We start from the raw sequence: 17,363 nt of genomic DNA, 5'->3' as shown, positions 1-17,363 counted from the left end.
ATGTCCCAGCTCCTCGACAGCGTCGACGCAGCATCCCTGCGCGACGACATCCCGGCCTTCCGCCCGGGTGACACCGTCGACGTCCACGTCCGCGTCATCGAGGGCAGCCGCTCGCGTGTCCAGCAGTTCAAGGGCGTCGTCATCCGCCGCCAGGGCTCCGGCCTGCGGGAGACCTTCACGGTCCGCAAGGTGAGCTACGGCGTCGGCGTCGAGCGCACCTTCCCCGTGCACACCCCGGTCGTGGAGAAGATCGACGTCGTCACGCGCGGCCAGGTGCGTCGTGCAAAGCTGTACTACCTGCGCGAGCTGCGCGGCAAGGCGGCGAAGATCAAGGAGAAGCGCGAGCGCTGAGTCGTCGCGCTCCACGTCATCGGCGGCCGGACCCCATCCTCGGATGCGGTCCGGCCGCCGCGTCGTAGGCAAGGCCGGACGGTTAGGCTCTGCGTCCGGTGACAGACCGTCCGCCCGGCCACCGGGCGCGACGCGCACGGAAGCGGGCCCATGACGGACACCCCTGCCCCCGACGAGTCGGACCCGGCGCCGGGTCCGACCCCCGCGGCCGCCCCGGCACGCCGCTTCGGCCTTCGGCGGTCGGCCCTGTGGGCGGCTGTGGCCCTGGTGTTGTTTCTTCTGGTCAACGCCTTCGCGGTACAGCCCTACCGGATCGCCAGCGGTTCCATGGAACCGACGCTCCGCGTGGAGGACCGCGTGCTCGTGAACAAGCTGGCGTACCGTTTCGGCAACCATCCGGAGCGTGGAGACGTTGTGGTCTTCGACGGAACGGGTACGTTCGCAGCCGACGGCACGGGTGAGCATCCGCTCGCCCGCGTTCTGCGCACCACCGTCGCGGCGGTGGGCGTGGGCGAGCCGCCGGGCAACGACTTCGTCAAGCGCGTGGTCGGCGTCGGCGGCGACCGGGTGACGTGCTGCGACGAGCAGGGGAGGATCGAGGTGAACGGGGAGCCGCTGACCGAGGACTACCTGCACCCCGAGGGAGGCCCCGAGCGGGCCTCGGCCGTTCCGTTCGACATCGTGGTGGCCGAGGGGCGGCTGTGGGTCATGGGCGACCACCGCGCCGCCTCGCGGGACTCCCGCGACCACCTCGGCCGCCCTGGGGGCGGCACCGTCCCGGTGGAGGACGTCATCGGCCGGGTGGAGTGGACCGGCTGGCCCCCCTCGCGCTGGTCCGCCCTGCGGAACGGGCATGGGTAGGCGCGGGCGGCCCCGTCCCGCCGCCTCCGAACCGCCCGTGGACGCGGCGGCCCCCGTCGCGGGGGAGGGCCCTCCGCCGGGCGAGGGGCGTGCGGCCCGGCGCCGGGCGGCGCGGCGCGTCAGACGCCGGCGGCGGCTCTCGGCCACCAAGGAGATCCCCCTCCTGCTCGGGGTGGCGCTGGTCATCGCCCTCGTGTTGAAGACCTTCCTCGTCCAGGCCTTCGTCATCCCCTCCGGTTCGATGGAGCAGACCATCCGGATCGACGACCGGGTGCTGGTGGACAAGCTGACGCCCTGGTTCGGTGCCGAGCCCGAGCGCGGCGACGTGGTCGTCTTCGAGGACCCGGGCGGCTGGCTGGAGGGCCAGGCGCAACCGCCGCCCTCCGACGACCCCATCGGCGTCAAGCAGGTCAAGTCCTTCCTGACCTTCATCGGCCTGCTGCCCTCCGCGGACGAGCAGGATCTGATCAAGCGCGTCATCGCGGTCGGCGGCGACCGTGTCGTGTGCTGCGACGAGAACGACCGCATCACGGTCAACGGAACACCGCTGAACGAGCCGTACCTGCACCCGGACAACAAGCCGTCGGAGATCCCCTTCGACGTGGCCGTCCCCGAGGACCGCCTCTTCGTCATGGGCGACCACCGGTCCAACTCCGCCGACTCCCGGTTCCACCTCGACGACCCGGGCGAGGGCACCATCCCCCAGGACCTCGTCGTCGGGAAGGCGGTCGTCATCGCATGGCCCTTCTCCCATTGGGCACGTCTGGAGGAGCCGGGCACGTACGCTTCGGTACCGGAGCCCGGTGCTCCCGCACCGGCCGAGGCGGCCTCCGGGGGACCGCGGCCAGCACACGAAATCACGCCGGTACCGCTCCCTGCGGAACTCACGCTCGTTATGGGAGTGGCGGGCCTGCGCCGCTTGACGGGCAGGCGGTGGCACAGCGTTAGGAGAGAACGTGGGGAACGTCGCGGTCGGCGCCCGGTCGGGGTCCGGTGGGGACGAGCCGGAGGAGCAGCCCGAGGGGCGCAACGACGAACGTTCCGGTCCCGGTGGCGACACCGCCCCCGGAGCCCCCGGAGCCCCCGGAGCCCCCGGAGCCCCCGGAGCCGCTGCGGCCGGTGACGGCGACGACGGGGGCACGGGTCGGCGCGGCAGCAGGCAGCAGCGCTCGTTCTGGAAGGAGCTGCCGCTCCTGGTCGGCATCGCCCTCGTGCTCGCCCTGTTGATCAAGTCCTTCCTGCTGCAGGCCTTCTCCATCCCCTCCGACTCCATGCAGAACACCCTGCAGCGCGGCGACCGGGTCCTGGTGGACAAGCTGACGCCGTGGTTCGGTGCCGAGCCCGAGCGCGGCGAGGTCGTCGTCTTCGAGGACCCGGGCGGCTGGCTGGACACCCCGCCGCCCGAGCCGAACGCCGTGCAGGAGGTTCTCAGCTTCATCGGGCTGATGCCCTCGGCCGACCAGCAGAACCTGATCAAGCGCGTCGTCGGCGTCGAGGGCGACACCGTGGAGTGCCGCCAGAACGGGCAGGTCAAGGTCAACGGCGAGGCGCTGGACGAGTCCGCGTACCTCTTCCCCGGGAACACCCCGTGCGGGGACAAGCCGTTCGGCCCGCTGACCGTCCCCGAGGACCACGTGTGGGTGCTGGGTGACCACCGGCAGGAGTCGCTGGACTCCCGCTACCACGTGGACGGCCCCTCGGGTGGTGCCGTGCCCGAGGACAAGGTCGTCGGCCGTGCCCTCGTGCGCGCCTGGCCAGTCGACCGCTGGGGCGCCCTGTCGGTGCCGGAGGTGTACGACCGGCTGGCAGCCGGGGCCCCCACCGCGCTGGCCGTGGCCGCGCTCCTTCCCGTCGCACTGATCCGTCGGCGCCCCCGCCCCTGACGTCCGCCCGCCCGGCGTCCGTCCGGCCCGTGCCCCGCCCGTGTCCGGTGCGGGGCACGGGCGGTCACTCCGGCAGGGTCCGGACGCGCGGACACCCGCCCCGGCGCCGCAGGTAGGGTGCCGTCATGACCACGGCAACCACGAACGGTCGAACGGCCGCCCGCCGCCGCACCGGCGCCACGCTGGCCAACGTCGCGGTGGCCGTCGGGGCCGTGCTCTTCGTCGGCGCGTTCGCCTGGGCGGCCCTGCTGTACCGCCCCTACGCGGTGCCGACGGACTCGATGGCGCCCACGATCCGCGCGGGGGAGCGCGTGCTCGCCGAGCGGGTCGACGGGGACGACGTCCGCCGGGGGGACGTGGTGGTCTTCGAGGACCCGCTGTGGGGCGACCTGCCCATGGTGAAGCGGGTCGTCGGCGTCGGTGGCGACACGGTGGCCTGCTGCGACGCCGAAGGGCGCCTGACCGTGAACGGCGAGACGGTGACCGAGCGCTACCTCGGGCCGTCGGGGGACGCCTCGGGCTCCGACTTCCGGGCCACCGTGCCGGAGGGGCGGATCTTCCTGCTGGGCGATCACCGAAGCCACTCCGTCGACTCCCGTAGCCAGCTGGCGGGCGAGGCGGACGGCGCCGTGCCGCGCGGTGCCGTGGTCGCCCGCGTCGACGCCACCGTGTGGCCGCTCGCGGACGCCGGCTCCCTGCCCCGTCCGGACGGCTTCGCGGCGCTGCCCGGCGGCGTCTCCGAGCCGGGACCCCTCCCGGTGCTGCTGTGGGCCGCCGGGGCGGGCGCCCTCCTGGTGCTCGGCGGGGCCGCGGGTGCCCCGATCGCGCGGCGGGCCGGACGGCGCACGCGGCACTGACGCACAATGGGGGGACGCAGCTGAAGGGGAATCCATGAGCGCCGAGGACCTCGAGAAGTACGAGACCGAGATGGAGCTGAAGCTCTACCGGGAGTACAAGGACGTCGTCGGCCTGTTCAAGTACGTGATCGAGACCGAGCGCCGGTTCTACCTCACGAACGACTACGAGATGCAGGTGCACTCCGTCCAGGGCGAGGTCTTCTTCGAGGTGTCCATGGCCGACGCCTGGGTCTGGGACATGTACCGGCCGGCGCGGTTCGTGAAGCAGGTCCGCGTCCTGACGTTCAAGGACGTCAACATCGAGGAGCTCAACAAGAGCGACCTCAACGTGCCGGAGGACTCCGGCTTCAGCGGCTGACGCTCTTCCCGCCCCGCCCGGCCACGTCTCCGTGCCGCGCCGCCGGGCGCTCGCGTGCTGCCCCTGGGTCGTCGCGGCGGCACGCGTGGTCACCCCCACGGGTGGCCGCGTTGTCCACAACCCGCGAGTTGTCCACCGAAAAGCGGCAAGATCCCCACCGTGTCCGCCGTGCAGCCACAGTCGGCGGTGGAGGTGGACGAGATGAACGCACAAGGGGCACTGGGCCGCTACGGGGAGGACCTGGCGGCACGGAGGCTGCGCGCATCGGGCATGGCGGTCCTGGAGCGCAACTGGCGCTGCCGGGACGGCGAGATCGACATCGTCGCCCGGGACGGGGACGCCCTGGTGGTGTGCGAGGTCAAGACCCGCAGCGCGGGCGGTCCGCAGCACCCGATGGCCGCCGTCACACCCCGCAAGGCGGCCCGGCTGCGCAGGCTGGCGTCCCGCTGGCTGACCGAGCGCTGGCTGGTCCGCTACGGGAGACCGCCCACCGGCGGCGTGCGGATCGACCTCGTCGGGGTTCTGCTGCCCCGGCGTGGAGCGCCGGTCGTCGAGCACGTGCGGGGGGTGGCCTGAATGCCGTTCGCCCGGACGTGCTCGGTCGCCCTGGTGGGTGTCGAGGGGGTGCTCGTCGAGGTGCAGGCGGACCTGGAGCCCGGCGTCGCCGCCTTCACCCTCATCGGGCTGCCCGACAAGTCGCTGGTCGAGAGCAAGGACCGGGTCCGCGCCGCCGTGGTGAACTCCGGCGTCGAGTGGCCGCAGCGCAAGCTCACGGTGGGGCTGAGCCCGGCCTCCGTACCGAAGGGCGGCAGCGGATTCGACCTGGCTGTCGCAAGCGCCGTCCTCGGTGCCGCGCAGCGCGTGGACCTGCGGCGGCTGGCCGGCGTCATGATGATCGGGGAGCTGGGGCTGGACGGCCGGGTCCGTCCGGTCCGCGGCATCCTGCCCGCCGTCCTCGCTGCCGCCGACGCCGGATACCGACAGGTCGTCGTACCGGAGCAGGCCGTTGCCGAGGCCCGCCTCGTGCCGGACGTCGCGGTGCTCGGCGTGCGCAGCCTCCGGCAGCTCATCGCCGTCCTGGCCGACGAGCCGGTGCCCGAGGAGGCCGCCGACGAAGGGCCGGACACGACGCTCGGCGGGCCGGCCCTGCCGTGGGGAGTCGGGGGCGGTGGGTCCCCGGTCGCCCGTCCGGTGGACATGGCGGAGGTCGCCGGTCAGGCGGGCGCCCGCAGGGCCCTGGAGATCGCCGCCGCCGGTCGCCACCACCTGTTCCTCAAGGGCGCCCCCGGCGCGGGCAAGACCATGCTCGCGGAGCGGTTGCCCGGGCTCCTGCCGCCGCTCACGCGCCAGGAGTCCCTGGAGGCGACGGCGGTGCACTCGGTGGCCGGCGCCCTGCCACCGGGGGAGCCGCTGATCGCCCGGCCCCCGTACTGCGCGCCGCACCACTCGGCGAGCATGGCCTCCCTCATCGGAGGAGGCACCGGCCTCCCCCGCCCCGGCGCGGTGACGCTCGCCCACCACGGCGTGCTCTTCCTCGACGAGGCCGCCGAGTGCAGCGGCCGCCTTCTGGACGCGTTGCGCCAGCCGCTGGAGGCCGGACACGTCGTCGTCGCCCGGACCCAGGGCATGATGCGGATGCCCGCGCGGCTCCTGCTCGTCCTCGCCGCGAACCCGTGCCCCTGCGGCCGGCACGGGTCGGCCGGCGGTGAGCCGTGCGAATGCCGGCCCTCGGCCGTCCGCCGCTACCGGGCCAGGCTGTCGGGGCCGCTCCTGGACCGGGTGGACCTCCGCGTCACCGTCGAGCCCGTCGCCCGCTCCGAACTGCTCGCGGCCGGTCGGAGCGGTGAGGACACCGCGACGGTCGCCGCCCGGGTGCTCACCGCCCGGGAGCGGGCCGCCGCACGGTACGCGGAGACGCCGTGGCGGACCAACAGCGAGGTCCCGGGGCACGAGCTGCGCACCCGCTGGCGGGTGGCCCCCGGCGCGCTGCACTCCGCCGAGGCCGACATGGAGCGTGGACTGCTGACGGCTCGGGGGCTCGACCGCGTGCTGCGGGTCGCCTGGACGATCGCCGACCTGGGCGGCCACGACCGGCCCCGCCGGGAGGACGTCGACGGCGCGCTCCAGCTCCGCACCGGCATCAGCCGGGGCGTCCCGCTCGTGGGAGCCCGCCGATGAGCGGCCGCGGCGTCACCGACGGAGGGGGTGCCACCGACGAGGAGCGGCTGGCCCGGGTGGCACTGACCAGGATCGTCGAGCCGGGCGACGAACTCGCCGGGAGCTGGCTCACCCGCTACGGGCCCGTGGAGACGGCGCGGGCCCTCGGCGCCGCCACTCCGCTGCCGGGGGTCGGCGAGCGGCGCTGGGCGGGCCTGCGGCTGCGGGCCGCAGCCGCACGTCCGGCGGAGGACCTGGAGACGCTGACCGCGCTCGGCGGCCGGTTCCTGTGCCCGGGAGACGTCGAGTGGCCGGGTCAGCTGGACGATCTGGCGACGGCCAGGCCGGTCGGGCTGTGGGCCCGGGGCGCCGCCTCGCTCCGCTTCGCGGCGCTGCGGTCGGTGGCCGTGGTCGGTGCGAGAGCCTGTACGGAGTACGGCGCCCACGTCGCGTCCATGCTCGGGGCCGGGCTCGCCGAACACGGTTGGACGGTCGTCTCCGGCGCCGCGTACGGCGTGGACGCGGCGGCGCACCGGGGTGCGCTGGCGGTGGGGGGCTCCACGGTCGGCGTGCTGGCCTGCGGGGTCGACGTCGCCTACCCGCCGGGCAACCGTGAACTGATCTCGCGCCTGGGCCAGGAGGGTTGGCTCCTCGCGGAGCTGGCGCCGGGGGAGCACCCCACGCGCCCCCGGTTCGTCCTGCGCAACCGCGTCATCGCGGCGCTCACCCGGGGCACCGTCGTCGTGGAAGCCCGGCTGCGCAGCGGCTCCCTGTCGACCGCGCGCTGGGCGGCGCGGTTGGGCAGGCACACCATGGGGGTGCCCGGCGCCGTCACCTCGGGGCTCTCCTCGGGTGTGCACGCACTGCTGCGGAACGAGGGCCAGCTGGTGACCGGTGCCGAGGAGGTGATCGAGTTGGTCGGGCCGATGGGCGCCCTCGCGCCGGTTCCCGACCGGCCGGTGCTCGCCCGTGACCTTCTCCATCCGGCCACCGTGCGGGTCCTCGAAGCCCTGCCCGCCGGGCGTGCTGTGCCGGTGGAGTGGGTGGCCCGGGCCTCGGGAACGGCGGCCGAACAGACGCGCGCCAGGCTCGGCGAACTCCGGGCTCTCGGGTTCGTCGAGGGCGTCCAAGACCGCTGGCAATTGACACACCCGCCCGGGTGACACCCCAACGGGTGACGAAGTGGTGCTTGACCTGGGAGGACCGAGTGAAAGGGTGAGCACATGCGCCTGGAACGGCAGATATGCGTGGACCTGCGCGAGGCGGCGCGGGTGGCGTGGGAGTCCCACGAGGGTGCGGGCCGAAGAACGTATCTGCGCATCCCGCATCGAACGCTCATCGCCCTTTGCGACGTGACGGTCACGCTACGCTCGCAAAGTTCTCCCTCCCCTCCTCGACGCCGGGCCCCTCCTCATGGCTCCCCGCAACCGTCCCCCGATCCCTGATCACGGCTCCGACCCCGGCAGAACGGCTCCAGGTAACGAATGCCCCACCACATCTCCGCGTCACCCCGGCCGGCCACGGCGCCGCCGGCCGAGCCCGGTGCGGCGCCGCCCGCCGCACCCCGCTCACTGGAGCAGCTGTGGCGGTCGTACAAGAGCACGGGGGACGAACGGCTGCGCGAGCAGCTGATCCTGCACTACTCGCCCCTGGTGAAGTACGTGGCAGGCCGGGTGAGCGTCGGGCTGCCGGCCAACGTGGAACAGGCCGACTTCGTCTCCTCGGGCGTCTTCGGGCTGATCGACGCGATCGAGAAGTTCGACCCCGAGCGCTCGATCAAGTTCGAGACGTACGCCATCACCCGCATCCGGGGCGCCATGATCGACGAGCTGCGGGCCCTGGACTGGATCCCCCGTTCCGTCCGCCAGAAGGCCAGAGCCGTGGAGCGCTCCTACGCCGCTCTGGAAGCGACGCTGCGCCGCACGCCGACGGAGAACGAGGTCGCCGCCGAGATGGGGATCGCGGTCGAGGACCTGCACGCCGTCTTCAGCCAGCTCTCCCTGGCCAACGTCGTCGCCCTGGAGGAGCTCCTGCACGTCGGCGGGGAGAGCGGCGACCGGCTGAGCCTGATGGACACCCTGGAGGACACGGCCGCGGACAACCCCGTCGAGATCGCCGAGGACCGGGAGCTGCGCAGACTGCTCGCCCGGGCGGTGAACACCCTCCCCGAGCGGGAGAAGACCGTGGTCACCCTCTACTACTACGAGGGCCTGACGCTCGCCGAGATCGGTGAGGTGCTGGGGGTGACGGAGAGCCGCGTCAGCCAGATCCACACCAAGTCGGTGCTCCAACTGCGGGCGAAGCTGGCCGAGGTCGACCGCTGAATCGTCTTTTCCGCACCTGTGCCTCCACCGTGATCCGGTGATCGGCAGGTCGTAGGCTGGGACCCGTGCCCAGGATTCGAGCGGCCACGGTGGCCGAGCACCGGACGATGCAACGTCACGCCCTGCTGGAGGCGGCCCGCACCCTGCTGTCCGAAGGCGGCACCGAAGCCCTGACCTTCCCCGCCCTCGCCGAACGGACCGGGCTGGCCCGCTCGTCCGTGTACGAGTACTTCCGCTCCCGCGCCGCCGTCGTCGAGGAACTGTGCGCCGTGGACTTCCCCCGCTGGGCGGCCGAGGTCGAGTCGGCGATGGCGGAAGCAGCCACTCCGCAGGGCCAGATCGAGGCGTACGTCCGGCAGCAGCTCGCCCTCGCCGGGGACCGGCGGCACCGGGCCGTCGTCGCCATCTCCGCCGGTGAGCTCGACCAGGGCGCGCGCGAGCAGATCAGAGCCGCGCACGGCGGGTTGATCACCATGACGGTCGAGGCCCTGGAGGCACTCGGCCACGCGGAGCCCCGGCTCGCCGCCGTCCTGATCCAGGGGCTGGTGGACGCCGCGGTGCGGCGCATCGAGCTCGCCGTGGAGGACCCGGCGGTGGTGACGGAGGCCGTGGTCACCATGGCTCTGCGCGCCGCCGGCGGTCCTTCCTGAGTCCGGTTCCGCGCCCGCCACCGCGCCGTTCCGCCGACCCGACCGCCTTCCCCGCCGGCCCTGCGCCCTCCGGGCGGGTCCGCAGCCGGCGCGAGGCCCACGCCGCGGCCCCGGTCAGAAGGGCCGCCGCGCCCAGGCCCGTGCCGTGCGTCCCGCTTCCCCGGTCGGCGTCCGCCGGGCGTCGCCGGTCGACCGTCCGCCGGAGGTCGGCGTCCCCCAGGGCGCGCGGCGTCGGCACCGGTACGCCGGAGACCGGGAGGAGTACGGGGTGCCCGTGGCTTAGCAGCGACAGGGGGTTCTCGTAGGAGCGCCCCCGCAGCAGCCCCCAGTGCAGGCAGACCCGCGGCGCGCAGTGCGAGGGCCGGCCGAGGAGGGTGCCGATGACCTGCCCCGCACGGACGCGGTCGCCCCGCGCGACGGAGGGCCGGACCGGTTCGTACGTCGTCCGCGGCGCGGGCCCCGGCGCCCCCGCCAGTTCCACGGAGACGACGCCCCGGCCGGCGACCTCTCCGGCGAACACCACGTCGCCGTCCACCGCGGCACGGACCGGCTGCCCCACCCGCCCGGCCAGGTCCACGCCGCGATGGCCCGGCTGCCAGCGCTCGGGTGGGGGCGCGAAGTCCCGCACCACCTCGGTATCGGGGCCTACCGGCCACACCGGCGTTCCCCGTGCCACCGGTGACCCCACCGACCCCACCGACCCCTCCGACGCGGCCCACGCCGACCCGGCGACGGGGAGCAGCAGGATCAGGAGGGACAGCAACAGCGGCGGCGGGGTGAGCGGGACGCTCCTCGAAGGTCTGCGCATGCACGCACCGTGACAGGTTCCGGCGCCGCTCGCTGATCATGGACGAGGTCTGTGGACAACCGGTCGGTTGTGGACGAGACCCTCACCCATCCGAGCGTGTCGCTCGGCGTGCGGCCGGTCCCGTACACTTCTGCTGGCGACCCGGGTCACCGGGTCGACTTCGCACGCCCCGCCACCCCTCCCGGTCCGTCCGGCGGGTGGCCGCGCATCTCGGTCCTGACGACCGCCCTCCACCTGCGTGGACGGCGCAGACGCCAGGTACGACGCGTCCGGGGCGTCAGGGGCACGGCCACCGGCCGTCGCCGACAACCGAGACACCACGAGGAGAACGGCTATGGCCGTCGTCACGATGCGGGAGCTGCTGGAGAGCGGCGTCCACTTCGGGCACCAGACCCGCCGCTGGAACCCGAAGATGAAGCGCTTCATCTTCACCGAGCGCAACGGCATCTACATCATCGACCTGCTCCAGTCGCTGTCGTACATCGACCGCGCCTACGAGTTCGTCAAGGAGACGGTCGCCCACGGCGGCACCGTCATGTTCGTCGGCACCAAGAAGCAGGCGCAGGAGGCGATCGCCGAGCAGGCGACGCGCGTGGGCATGCCCTACGTCAACCAGCGCTGGCTGGGCGGCATGCTGACCAACTTCTCGACCGTGCACAAGCGGCTGCAGCGCCTCAAGGAGCTGGAGCAGATCGACTTCGAGGACGTGGCCGCCTCCGGCCTCACCAAGAAGGAGCTGCTCGTCCTCTCCCGCGAGAAGGCAAAGCTGGAGAAGACCCTCGGCGGTATCCGCGACATGCAGAAGGTGCCCAGCGCCGTCTGGATCGTGGACACCAAGAAGGAGCACATCGCCGTCGGCGAGGCCCGGAAGCTCAACATCCCGGTCGTCGCGATCCTGGACACGAACTGCGACCCGGACGAGGTCGACTACAAGATCCCGGGCAACGACGACGCGATCCGCTCCGTCACGCTGCTGACCCGGGTGATCGCCGACGCGGTGGCGGAGGGCCTGATCGCCCGTTCCGGCGCGGCCGAGGGCAAGGGCGGCGGCGAGCAGGCCGCGGCCGAGCCGCTGCCGGAGTGGGAGCGCAACCTGCTGGAGGGCGAGAAGCCCGCCGCCGAGGGTGCCGAGGCCAAGGCCGAGGACAAGCCCGCCGAGGAGCCGGCCCAGGAGCAGGCCGCCGCTCCCGAGGCCCCGGCCGAGCAGGGCTGACGCCCGGACGCACCGTGCATGTCAGGCGCACGGCGGGATGCGACGCGTGCCGCGTCGCATCCCGCCGTGCGCCCGCACCTGAGGACGGCCGGTCCCGCCACCCGGGACCGGTCCGACCCAGACCACTCGATTTCCTCCATCGACTCTTCGGGAAGAGATTCACCCCATGGCGAACTACACCGCCGCCGACGTCAAGAAGCTCCGGGAGCTCACCGGCGCCGGCATGATGGACTGCAAGAAGGCCCTCGACGAGGGCGACGGCAACGTCGACAAGGCCGTCGAGATCCTCCGCGTCAAGGGCCAGAAGGGCGTCGCCAAGCGCGAGTCCCGCACCGCCGAGAACGGCGCGGTCGCCGCCCTGATCGCCGACGACAAGGCCTCCGGTGTCCTGGTCGAGCTGAAGTGCGAGACGGACTTCGTCGCCAAGGGCGACAAGTTCCAGGCCGCGGTGGCCACCATCGCCGAGCACATCGCCGCGACCTCCCCGGCCGACGCCGCCGCCCTGCTCGCCTCCGAGATCGAGAGCGGCAAGACGGTCCAGGCCTTCGTCGACGAGAAGAACGCCGAGCTGGGCGAGAAGATCGTGCTCGACCGCTTCGCCCAGTTCTCCGGCGGCTTCGTCGCCACCTACCTGCACCGCACCAACCCCGACCTGCCGCCGCAGGTGGGCGTGCTCGTGCAGCTGGACAAGGAGAACGCCGAGGTCGCCAAGGACGTCGCGCAGCACATTGCCGCCTTCGCGCCCACGTACGTCTCCCGCGACGAGGTTCCGGCCGAGACCGTGGAGAACGAGCGCCGCGTCGCCGAGGCCACCGCGAAGGAGGAGGGCAAGCCCGAGGCCGCTCTGCCGAAGATCGTCGAGGGTCGCCTCAACGGCTTCTTCAAGGAGAACTGCCTGCTGGACCAGCCCTTCGCCAAGGACAACAAGAAGTCCGTCCAGAAGGTCCTGGACGAGGCCGGTGTCTCGCTGAGCCGTTTCGCGCGCATCCGCGTGGGCGCCTGAACCACCACAGCGGTCCGACCGCTATAGGGTCGGGCACACGGCAGCCCGGACAAGCCGCTACGAGGAGGCCATTGCCACAGGAACCCGCCAGTTCCGGCAATGGCCTTCCTCGTATGTGCACGAGGAGATCCCCATGAGCAGGACCGAAACCGACACCGACATCCCCCGCCGATTCCTGCTGAAGCTCTCCGGCGAGGCGTTCTCGGGCGGCGGCGGCTTGGGCGTCGACCCCGACATCGTGCACAAGATCGCGAGAGAGATCGCGGCCGTGGTCCGGGACGGGGCACAGATCGCCGTCGTCCTCGGCGGCGGCAACTTCTTCCGCGGTGCCGAGCTCCAGGTACGGGGCATGGACCGGGCCCGGTCCGACTACATGGGCATGCTCGGTACGGTCATGAACTGTCTCGCCCTCCAGGACTTCCTGGAGAAGGAGGGCATCGACTCCCGCGTCCAGACCGCCATCACCATGGGGCAGGTCGCCGAGCCGTACATCCCGCTGCGGGCGATCCGGCACCTGGAGAAGGGGCGCGTCGTCATCTTCGGTGCGGGGATGGGCATGCCGTACTTCTCCACCGACACCACCGCCGCCCAGCGTGCCCTGGAGATCCACGCCGAGGCCATGCTCATGGGGAAGAACGGCGTGGACGGTGTCTACGACTCCGACCCGGCCAAGAACAGGGACGCGGTCAAGTTCGACGCCCTGAACTACGACGAGGTCATCACGCGCGACCTCAAGGTGGCCGACATGACCGCCATCACCCTGTGTCGGGACAACAAACTGCCGATCCTCGTCTTCGAGCTCCTCGCCGAGGGCAATATCGCGCGTGCCGTCCAAGGTGAGAAGATCGGCACGCTGGTCAGCAGCCAGAGCACCAGGAGCTGACCGCCGTACCGGTGGACACGGGCCTGCCGGTCGGACATCGTGCAGGCACCGGGGCGCTGCCCGCGACGACCCGGTTCGCGAACCCGGGGGACCGGGACGCGGGGGCACCGCCCGAATCCGCTCAATCCGCTCATTCATCGAACCAGGAGCACGTGGTGATCGAAGAGACCCTCCTCGAAGCCGAGGAGAAGATGGAGAAGGCGGTCGTCGTCGCCAAGGAGGACTTCGCCGCGATCCGCACCGGACGTGCGCACCCGGCGATGTTCAACAAGATCGTGGCCGACTACTACGGGGCGCTGACGCCGATCAACCAGCTGGCGTCCTTCTCGGTCCCGGAGCCGCGCATGGCCGTGGTGACCCCGTTCGACAAGAGCGCGCTGCGCAACATCGAGCAGGCCATCCGCGACTCCGACCTGGGCGTCAACCCGTCGAACGACGGCAGCATCATCCGGGTGACGTTCCCGGAGCTCACCGAGGAGCGGCGCAAGCAGTACATCAAGGTCGCCAAGGGCAAGGGCGAGGACGCGAAGGTCTCCATCCGCAGCGTCCGCCGCAAGGCCAAGGAGGCCATCGACAAGGCCGTCAAGGACGGCGACATCGGCGAGGACGAGGGCCGGCGCGCCGAGAAGGAACTCGACGACACCACCTCGAAGTACGTCGGCCAGGTCGACGAGCTGCTCAAGCACAAGGAAGCCGAGCTGCTCGAGGTCTGACGCTTCGCCAAGGTAAGGGCTGCGATTCAGTGAACGACTCACCCTGGGGTGCGTCCCCGACCACCGGATACGGGTTCTCTCCCGCTCCCGGCAGGGGTCCGTCGGCGGGTCCCGCACCCGACGTCCGCGATACGGCGCAGACTCGGCCTATGCCCATCGTGCCCGACGCCGGCGGGAACCAGGACGAGCACGGTGACCGCTCCGGAGCCCGGCCGGACGGTCCCCCGCACGGCAGCCCGCCGCCGCTTCCGCCGGGTGACGCCGGGCCCGGCTCCTCCCCGGCCACCCCGGTGCCCGCTTCGCCGCCCGGTCGGGCGAAGCGGGCCGGGCGTGACCTGCGGGCGGCCATAGGCGTCGGGTTGGGGCTCGGCGCCGTCATCCTGGCGTCGCTGTTCCTCGTCAAGGACGTGTTCGTCGCGGTGATCGTGCTCGCCGTCGTCGTCGGCCTGTGGGAGCTGACGAAGCGGCTGGACGAGCGCAGGGCCATCCGGGCGCCGCTCGTGCCGCTCGCCGTCGGCGGGGCGGCCATGGTCGTCGCCGGATACGCCGGTGGGGCCGAGGCGGCGTGGGTCGCGATGGCCGGGACCTGTCTCGCCGTGCTCGTGTGGCGGATGGCCCAGTCGCCGCAGGGCTACCTCAAGGACGTCACGGCCGGCGTCTTCGCTGCCTTCTACGTGCCCTTCCTGGCCACGTTCGTGGCCCTGCTGCTCGCGGCCGACGACGGTGCGCAGCGGGTGCTGACGTTCCTGCTGCTGACGGTGGTGAGCGACACCGGCGCCTACGCGGTGGGCTGGCGTTTCGGCCGGCGCAAGCTCGCGCCGCGCATCAGCCCGGGGAAGACCCGGGAGGGGCTGCTGGGCGCCATCGGGTTCTCGATGGTGGCCGGCGCCCTGTGCATGCAGTTCCTGGTCTCCGGCGGTTCGTGGTGGCAGGGTCTGCTGCTCGGGCTCGCCGTGGCGGCCAGCGCGACGCTCGGGGACCTGGGCGAGTCCATGATCAAGCGGGACCTCGGCATCAAGGACATGGGCAACCTGCTGCCCGGCCACGGCGGCATCATGGACCGACTCGACTCGCTCCTGCCCACGGCACCCGTGGTCTGGCTCCTGCTGGTCCTGTTCGTCGGCACGGGCTGACCGCGCGCCCCGTACGGGGGCCCCGGAAACGCGGATGCCGTACCCATGATCCGGCGGCTAGCGTACCCACATGGTGCGGGTGCGAACGATGCGAGCGGCGGACGTGGGGGACGTGGCGGCCGTCCGGGTGCGCGGGTGGCAGGTCGCGTACGCGGGGATCGTGCCGCAGGCCCATCTCGACGCGATGACGGTGGCCGCCGATGCCGCGCGGCGTGCGGCGGCCTTCGCCGAGGCCGACCCCCGGACCACACAGCTCGTGGCCGACGACGGGTGCGGTGTGGTCGGCTGGGCCGCGTTCGGGCCCTACCGCGGCACGGCCGCCGGGCGGCGCGCCGGGGAGCTGTACGCCCTCTACGTCCGCCCCGACCTCGTGGGGACGGGCGTCGGCCGGGCCCTCCTCGCGGCCGTCCACGCCGCGACCGGGGACTACGACGCCCTCCTGCTGTGGGTGCTGCGCGACAACCGGCGCGCCCGCCGCTTCTACGAGGCGGCCGGGTACCGGGCGGACGGCGCCGTGCAGAGCGAGACCTACGGTTCCGTCCCCGTGCCCGAGGTGCGCTACGCCCGGCCGGCCGGCCCCGGGGCGACCGGCTCGGCACCCGGAGACGATCTGCGACACTGGTGAGGTTATGCCTGCGCCTGGAGAACTCTTCTCCTGCGCCCAACGAAACGCCCCCTGACCAGTGCGTTAAGCACCAGCAGGGGGCCTGTCAGGGCCGGGTGGGCCGTCCCTGGGCCGTCAGGACTCGTAGGCCGGATCGAGTACGTGGTCGATGGCACGGCGGGCACGGGCGGCGCTACTGGGCATCAGGTGCGCGTACACCCGCAGCGTCATCGCCGGGTCCGAGTGGCCCATGTACTCGCTCACGGCCTTGACGCTTTCCCCAGCGTCCAGGAGCACCGAGGCGTAGAAGTGCCGCAGAGCGTGCATGCCGTACTGCCGAGCTGAGGTGTGCCGCTCGCCCGGCTCGGGTGCCGGGATGAGTCCGGCCGCGGCCAGCGCCCGCTTCCATTCCAGGGCGTTGAAGTTGCTTCGCCAGACGACCCAGCCCGCCGAGTTCGTGAACAGGAGCCGCCGCACTACGGTAGGCCCGTCCGGCTTGCGCCACGGCAGCTCGACATCCACGGGCGGATGATCCTTCATGTGCCGTCGCAGCTCCTCGGCAACCGATGACGGCAGCGGTACGTCTCGCTCCTTGTCCATCTTCGGCGGGGCGAAGACGGCCACACCTCGGATCAGCTTCACCTGATTGACCACGCGGAGCCGTTCGCCGTCGAAGTCCACCGCGTCCTCGGTGAGCCCGATGATCTCGCCCTGCCGCAGGCCGCACCCGCTACCGACGTCCACCATCGCGCGGTACCGCTCGGGCAGCCCAGCACGAACGGCACGGACGTGAGCGGGCAGCAACGGAACCACGCGGTTCACGGAAACGGCCGGCGGACGGACGGACGAGGCACTGCACGGATTGCGAGCGAGGTGGCCGTCATCCACGGCGGCCGAGAGCACTGCCCGCACGTTGCCGTACACCGTTCGGGCGTACGAGCCCGCCATGGAATCGCGCTCCAAGTCTCTGACGAACTCCCGGATGTGAACGGGCCGGAAGGATCCGAGCGGTCGGGCACCGATCCGCGGGAAGGCGTGCAGCCGTAGGCGCGCCTCCACGGCTACCTGGGTGGTCAGGTCGGTGGTCAAACCGATGATCCAGCGTTCGGCGTACTGCTGGAATGTGACGCGGCTTGCTGCCGGGTCGACGTACTGGCCCCGCGTCATATCGGCTTCGATCTGCGCGAGCCACTGTTCCGCAAGCCGCTTCTGCCGGTCGGGGAAGCTCTTGGACTTCTCCGTGCCGTCCGGGCCGATGTACCGGGCGCGGTAGCGCAGCCCGAGGCCGTACCGATCGGTCTTGACCTTGACCGCCTTGCCGTTCGGCCCTTGCCCGGTGCGGTACCAGCGGTCTTGCACGTGTCCGGCCATCAGGCAGCCTCTTCCATGAGGTCGGCCACCCAGTGGCGGACGTCCTCGGGGTCGTAGCGCAGGTGTCGGCCGACTCGGAAGCCGCGGGGACCGGTGCGCTTGCGGCGCCACTGGTAGACGGTCTCGATCGGCACGCCCAGGAGGTCGGCGAGGTCCACCGGGCTCAGGTACCGCTGAGGCAGAGTGCGGGCCAC

The 17,363-nt window shown here is 72.3% G+C and carries 19 protein-coding genes and 1 pseudogene; 17 read left to right on the top strand and 3 right to left on the bottom strand.

What is annotated here, in order from left to right:
• The 11 genes and pseudogenes from rplS to IF129_RS23985 all read left to right on the top strand — a co-directional run bounded on the left by rplS (position 1) and on the right by IF129_RS23985 (position 9,441).
• Positions 1 to 351, top strand: coding sequence for a 50S ribosomal protein L19 (rplS, locus tag IF129_RS24035; RefSeq protein WP_191211914.1), 351 nt, complete (start codon positions 1 to 3; stop codon positions 349 to 351).
• A 150-nt stretch (positions 352 to 501) separates the two neighbouring features.
• Positions 502 to 1,212, top strand: coding sequence for a signal peptidase I (gene lepB / locus IF129_RS24030; protein ID WP_191211913.1), 711 nt, complete (start codon positions 502 to 504; stop codon positions 1,210 to 1,212).
• Positions 1,205 to 1,900, top strand: a pseudogene (gene lepB / locus IF129_RS27125) (signal peptidase I); the annotation flags it as partial. The gene lepB (IF129_RS24030) and the pseudogene lepB (IF129_RS27125), both read left to right, overlap by 8 nt.
• Positions 1,901 to 2,168: 268 nt before the next feature.
• Positions 2,169 to 3,095 carry a signal peptidase I gene (gene lepB / locus IF129_RS24020; RefSeq protein ID WP_191211912.1) on the top strand — a complete coding sequence of 309 codons (927 nt, stop codon included), beginning with the start codon at positions 2,169 to 2,171 and terminating at the stop codon, positions 3,093 to 3,095.
• A gap of 125 nt (positions 3,096 to 3,220) precedes the next feature.
• Complete coding sequence (gene lepB, locus IF129_RS24015) at positions 3,221 to 3,952, top strand: signal peptidase I (RefSeq protein ID WP_191211911.1); 732 nt, start codon at positions 3,221 to 3,223, stop codon at positions 3,950 to 3,952.
• A 34-nt stretch (positions 3,953 to 3,986) separates the two neighbouring features.
• Entirely contained in the window at positions 3,987 to 4,310 is a 324-nt protein-coding gene (locus IF129_RS24010) for a DUF2469 domain-containing protein (protein ID WP_191211910.1), read from the top strand.
• 201 nt (positions 4,311 to 4,511) lie between these two features.
• On the top strand, positions 4,512 to 4,886 hold the full coding sequence (locus IF129_RS24005) for a YraN family protein (RefSeq protein ID WP_191211967.1): 375 nt from the start codon (positions 4,512 to 4,514) through the stop codon (positions 4,884 to 4,886).
• Positions 4,887 to 6,488 carry a YifB family Mg chelatase-like AAA ATPase gene (locus IF129_RS24000; protein ID WP_191211909.1) on the top strand — a complete coding sequence of 534 codons (1,602 nt, stop codon included), beginning with the start codon at positions 4,887 to 4,889 and terminating at the stop codon, positions 6,486 to 6,488.
• A complete protein-coding gene (gene dprA, locus IF129_RS23995; protein WP_191211908.1) occupies positions 6,485 to 7,630 on the top strand; it encodes a DNA-processing protein DprA in 1,146 nt (381 codons plus the stop codon). The genes IF129_RS24000 and dprA overlap by 4 nt, the downstream gene beginning before the upstream one ends.
• Before the next feature lie 321 nt (positions 7,631 to 7,951).
• On the top strand, positions 7,952 to 8,791 hold the full coding sequence (gene whiG / locus IF129_RS23990) for an RNA polymerase sigma factor WhiG (protein ID WP_191211907.1): 840 nt from the start codon (positions 7,952 to 7,954) through the stop codon (positions 8,789 to 8,791).
• Positions 8,792 to 8,880: 89 nt separating this feature from the next.
• On the top strand, positions 8,881 to 9,441 hold the full coding sequence (locus tag IF129_RS23985; RefSeq protein WP_191211966.1) for a TetR/AcrR family transcriptional regulator: 561 nt from the start codon (positions 8,881 to 8,883) through the stop codon (positions 9,439 to 9,441).
• On the opposite strand, the gene IF129_RS23980 is transcribed toward IF129_RS23985, so the two are convergent.
• A complete protein-coding gene (locus IF129_RS23980; RefSeq protein WP_224755492.1) occupies positions 9,404 to 10,249 on the bottom strand; it encodes a murein hydrolase activator EnvC family protein in 846 nt (281 codons plus the stop codon). The two genes, IF129_RS23985 and IF129_RS23980, sit on opposite strands and share 38 nt — an antisense overlap.
• A gap of 334 nt (positions 10,250 to 10,583) precedes the next feature.
• Between IF129_RS23980 and rpsB the strand changes: the two genes are divergently transcribed.
• The 6 genes from rpsB (at position 10,584) to IF129_RS23950 (ending at position 15,819) form a co-directional block, all read left to right on the top strand.
• Positions 10,584 to 11,462, top strand: coding sequence for a 30S ribosomal protein S2 (gene rpsB / locus IF129_RS23975; RefSeq protein WP_191211906.1), 879 nt, complete (start codon positions 10,584 to 10,586; stop codon positions 11,460 to 11,462).
• A gap of 166 nt (positions 11,463 to 11,628) precedes the next feature.
• Positions 11,629 to 12,465, top strand: coding sequence for a translation elongation factor Ts (tsf, locus tag IF129_RS23970; protein ID WP_191211905.1), 837 nt, complete (start codon positions 11,629 to 11,631; stop codon positions 12,463 to 12,465).
• 133 nt (positions 12,466 to 12,598) lie between these two features.
• Complete coding sequence (gene pyrH / locus IF129_RS23965; protein ID WP_191211904.1) at positions 12,599 to 13,348, top strand: UMP kinase; 750 nt, start codon at positions 12,599 to 12,601, stop codon at positions 13,346 to 13,348.
• Between the two features lie 155 nt (positions 13,349 to 13,503).
• On the top strand, positions 13,504 to 14,061 hold the full coding sequence (frr, locus tag IF129_RS23960) for a ribosome recycling factor (protein ID WP_191211903.1): 558 nt from the start codon (positions 13,504 to 13,506) through the stop codon (positions 14,059 to 14,061).
• Between the two features lie 29 nt (positions 14,062 to 14,090).
• Positions 14,091 to 15,194, top strand: a complete 1,104-nt coding sequence (locus IF129_RS23955; protein ID WP_191211902.1) for a phosphatidate cytidylyltransferase — start codon at positions 14,091 to 14,093, stop codon at positions 15,192 to 15,194.
• Between the two features lie 70 nt (positions 15,195 to 15,264).
• Positions 15,265 to 15,819, top strand: coding sequence for a GNAT family N-acetyltransferase (locus tag IF129_RS23950; protein WP_224755491.1), 555 nt, complete (start codon positions 15,265 to 15,267; stop codon positions 15,817 to 15,819).
• A gap of 114 nt (positions 15,820 to 15,933) precedes the next feature.
• Here IF129_RS23950 and IF129_RS23945 read toward each other — a convergent pair whose 3' ends face one another.
• On the bottom strand, positions 15,934 to 17,169 hold the full coding sequence (locus tag IF129_RS23945) for a tyrosine-type recombinase/integrase (protein WP_191211901.1): 1,236 nt from the start codon (positions 17,167 to 17,169) through the stop codon (positions 15,934 to 15,936).
• Positions 17,169 to 17,363 (bottom strand): helix-turn-helix transcriptional regulator, encoded by a 195-nt coding sequence (locus tag IF129_RS23940; RefSeq protein ID WP_191211900.1) that lies wholly within the window; start codon positions 17,361 to 17,363, stop codon positions 17,169 to 17,171. The genes IF129_RS23945 and IF129_RS23940 overlap by 1 nt, the downstream gene beginning before the upstream one ends.

It is taken from the genome of Streptomyces chumphonensis (assembly GCF_014779715.1).
Lineage (GTDB): Bacteria > Actinomycetota > Actinomycetes > Streptomycetales > Streptomycetaceae > Streptomyces > Streptomyces chumphonensis.
This window is presented reverse-complemented; position numbering and strand designations above follow the sequence as displayed.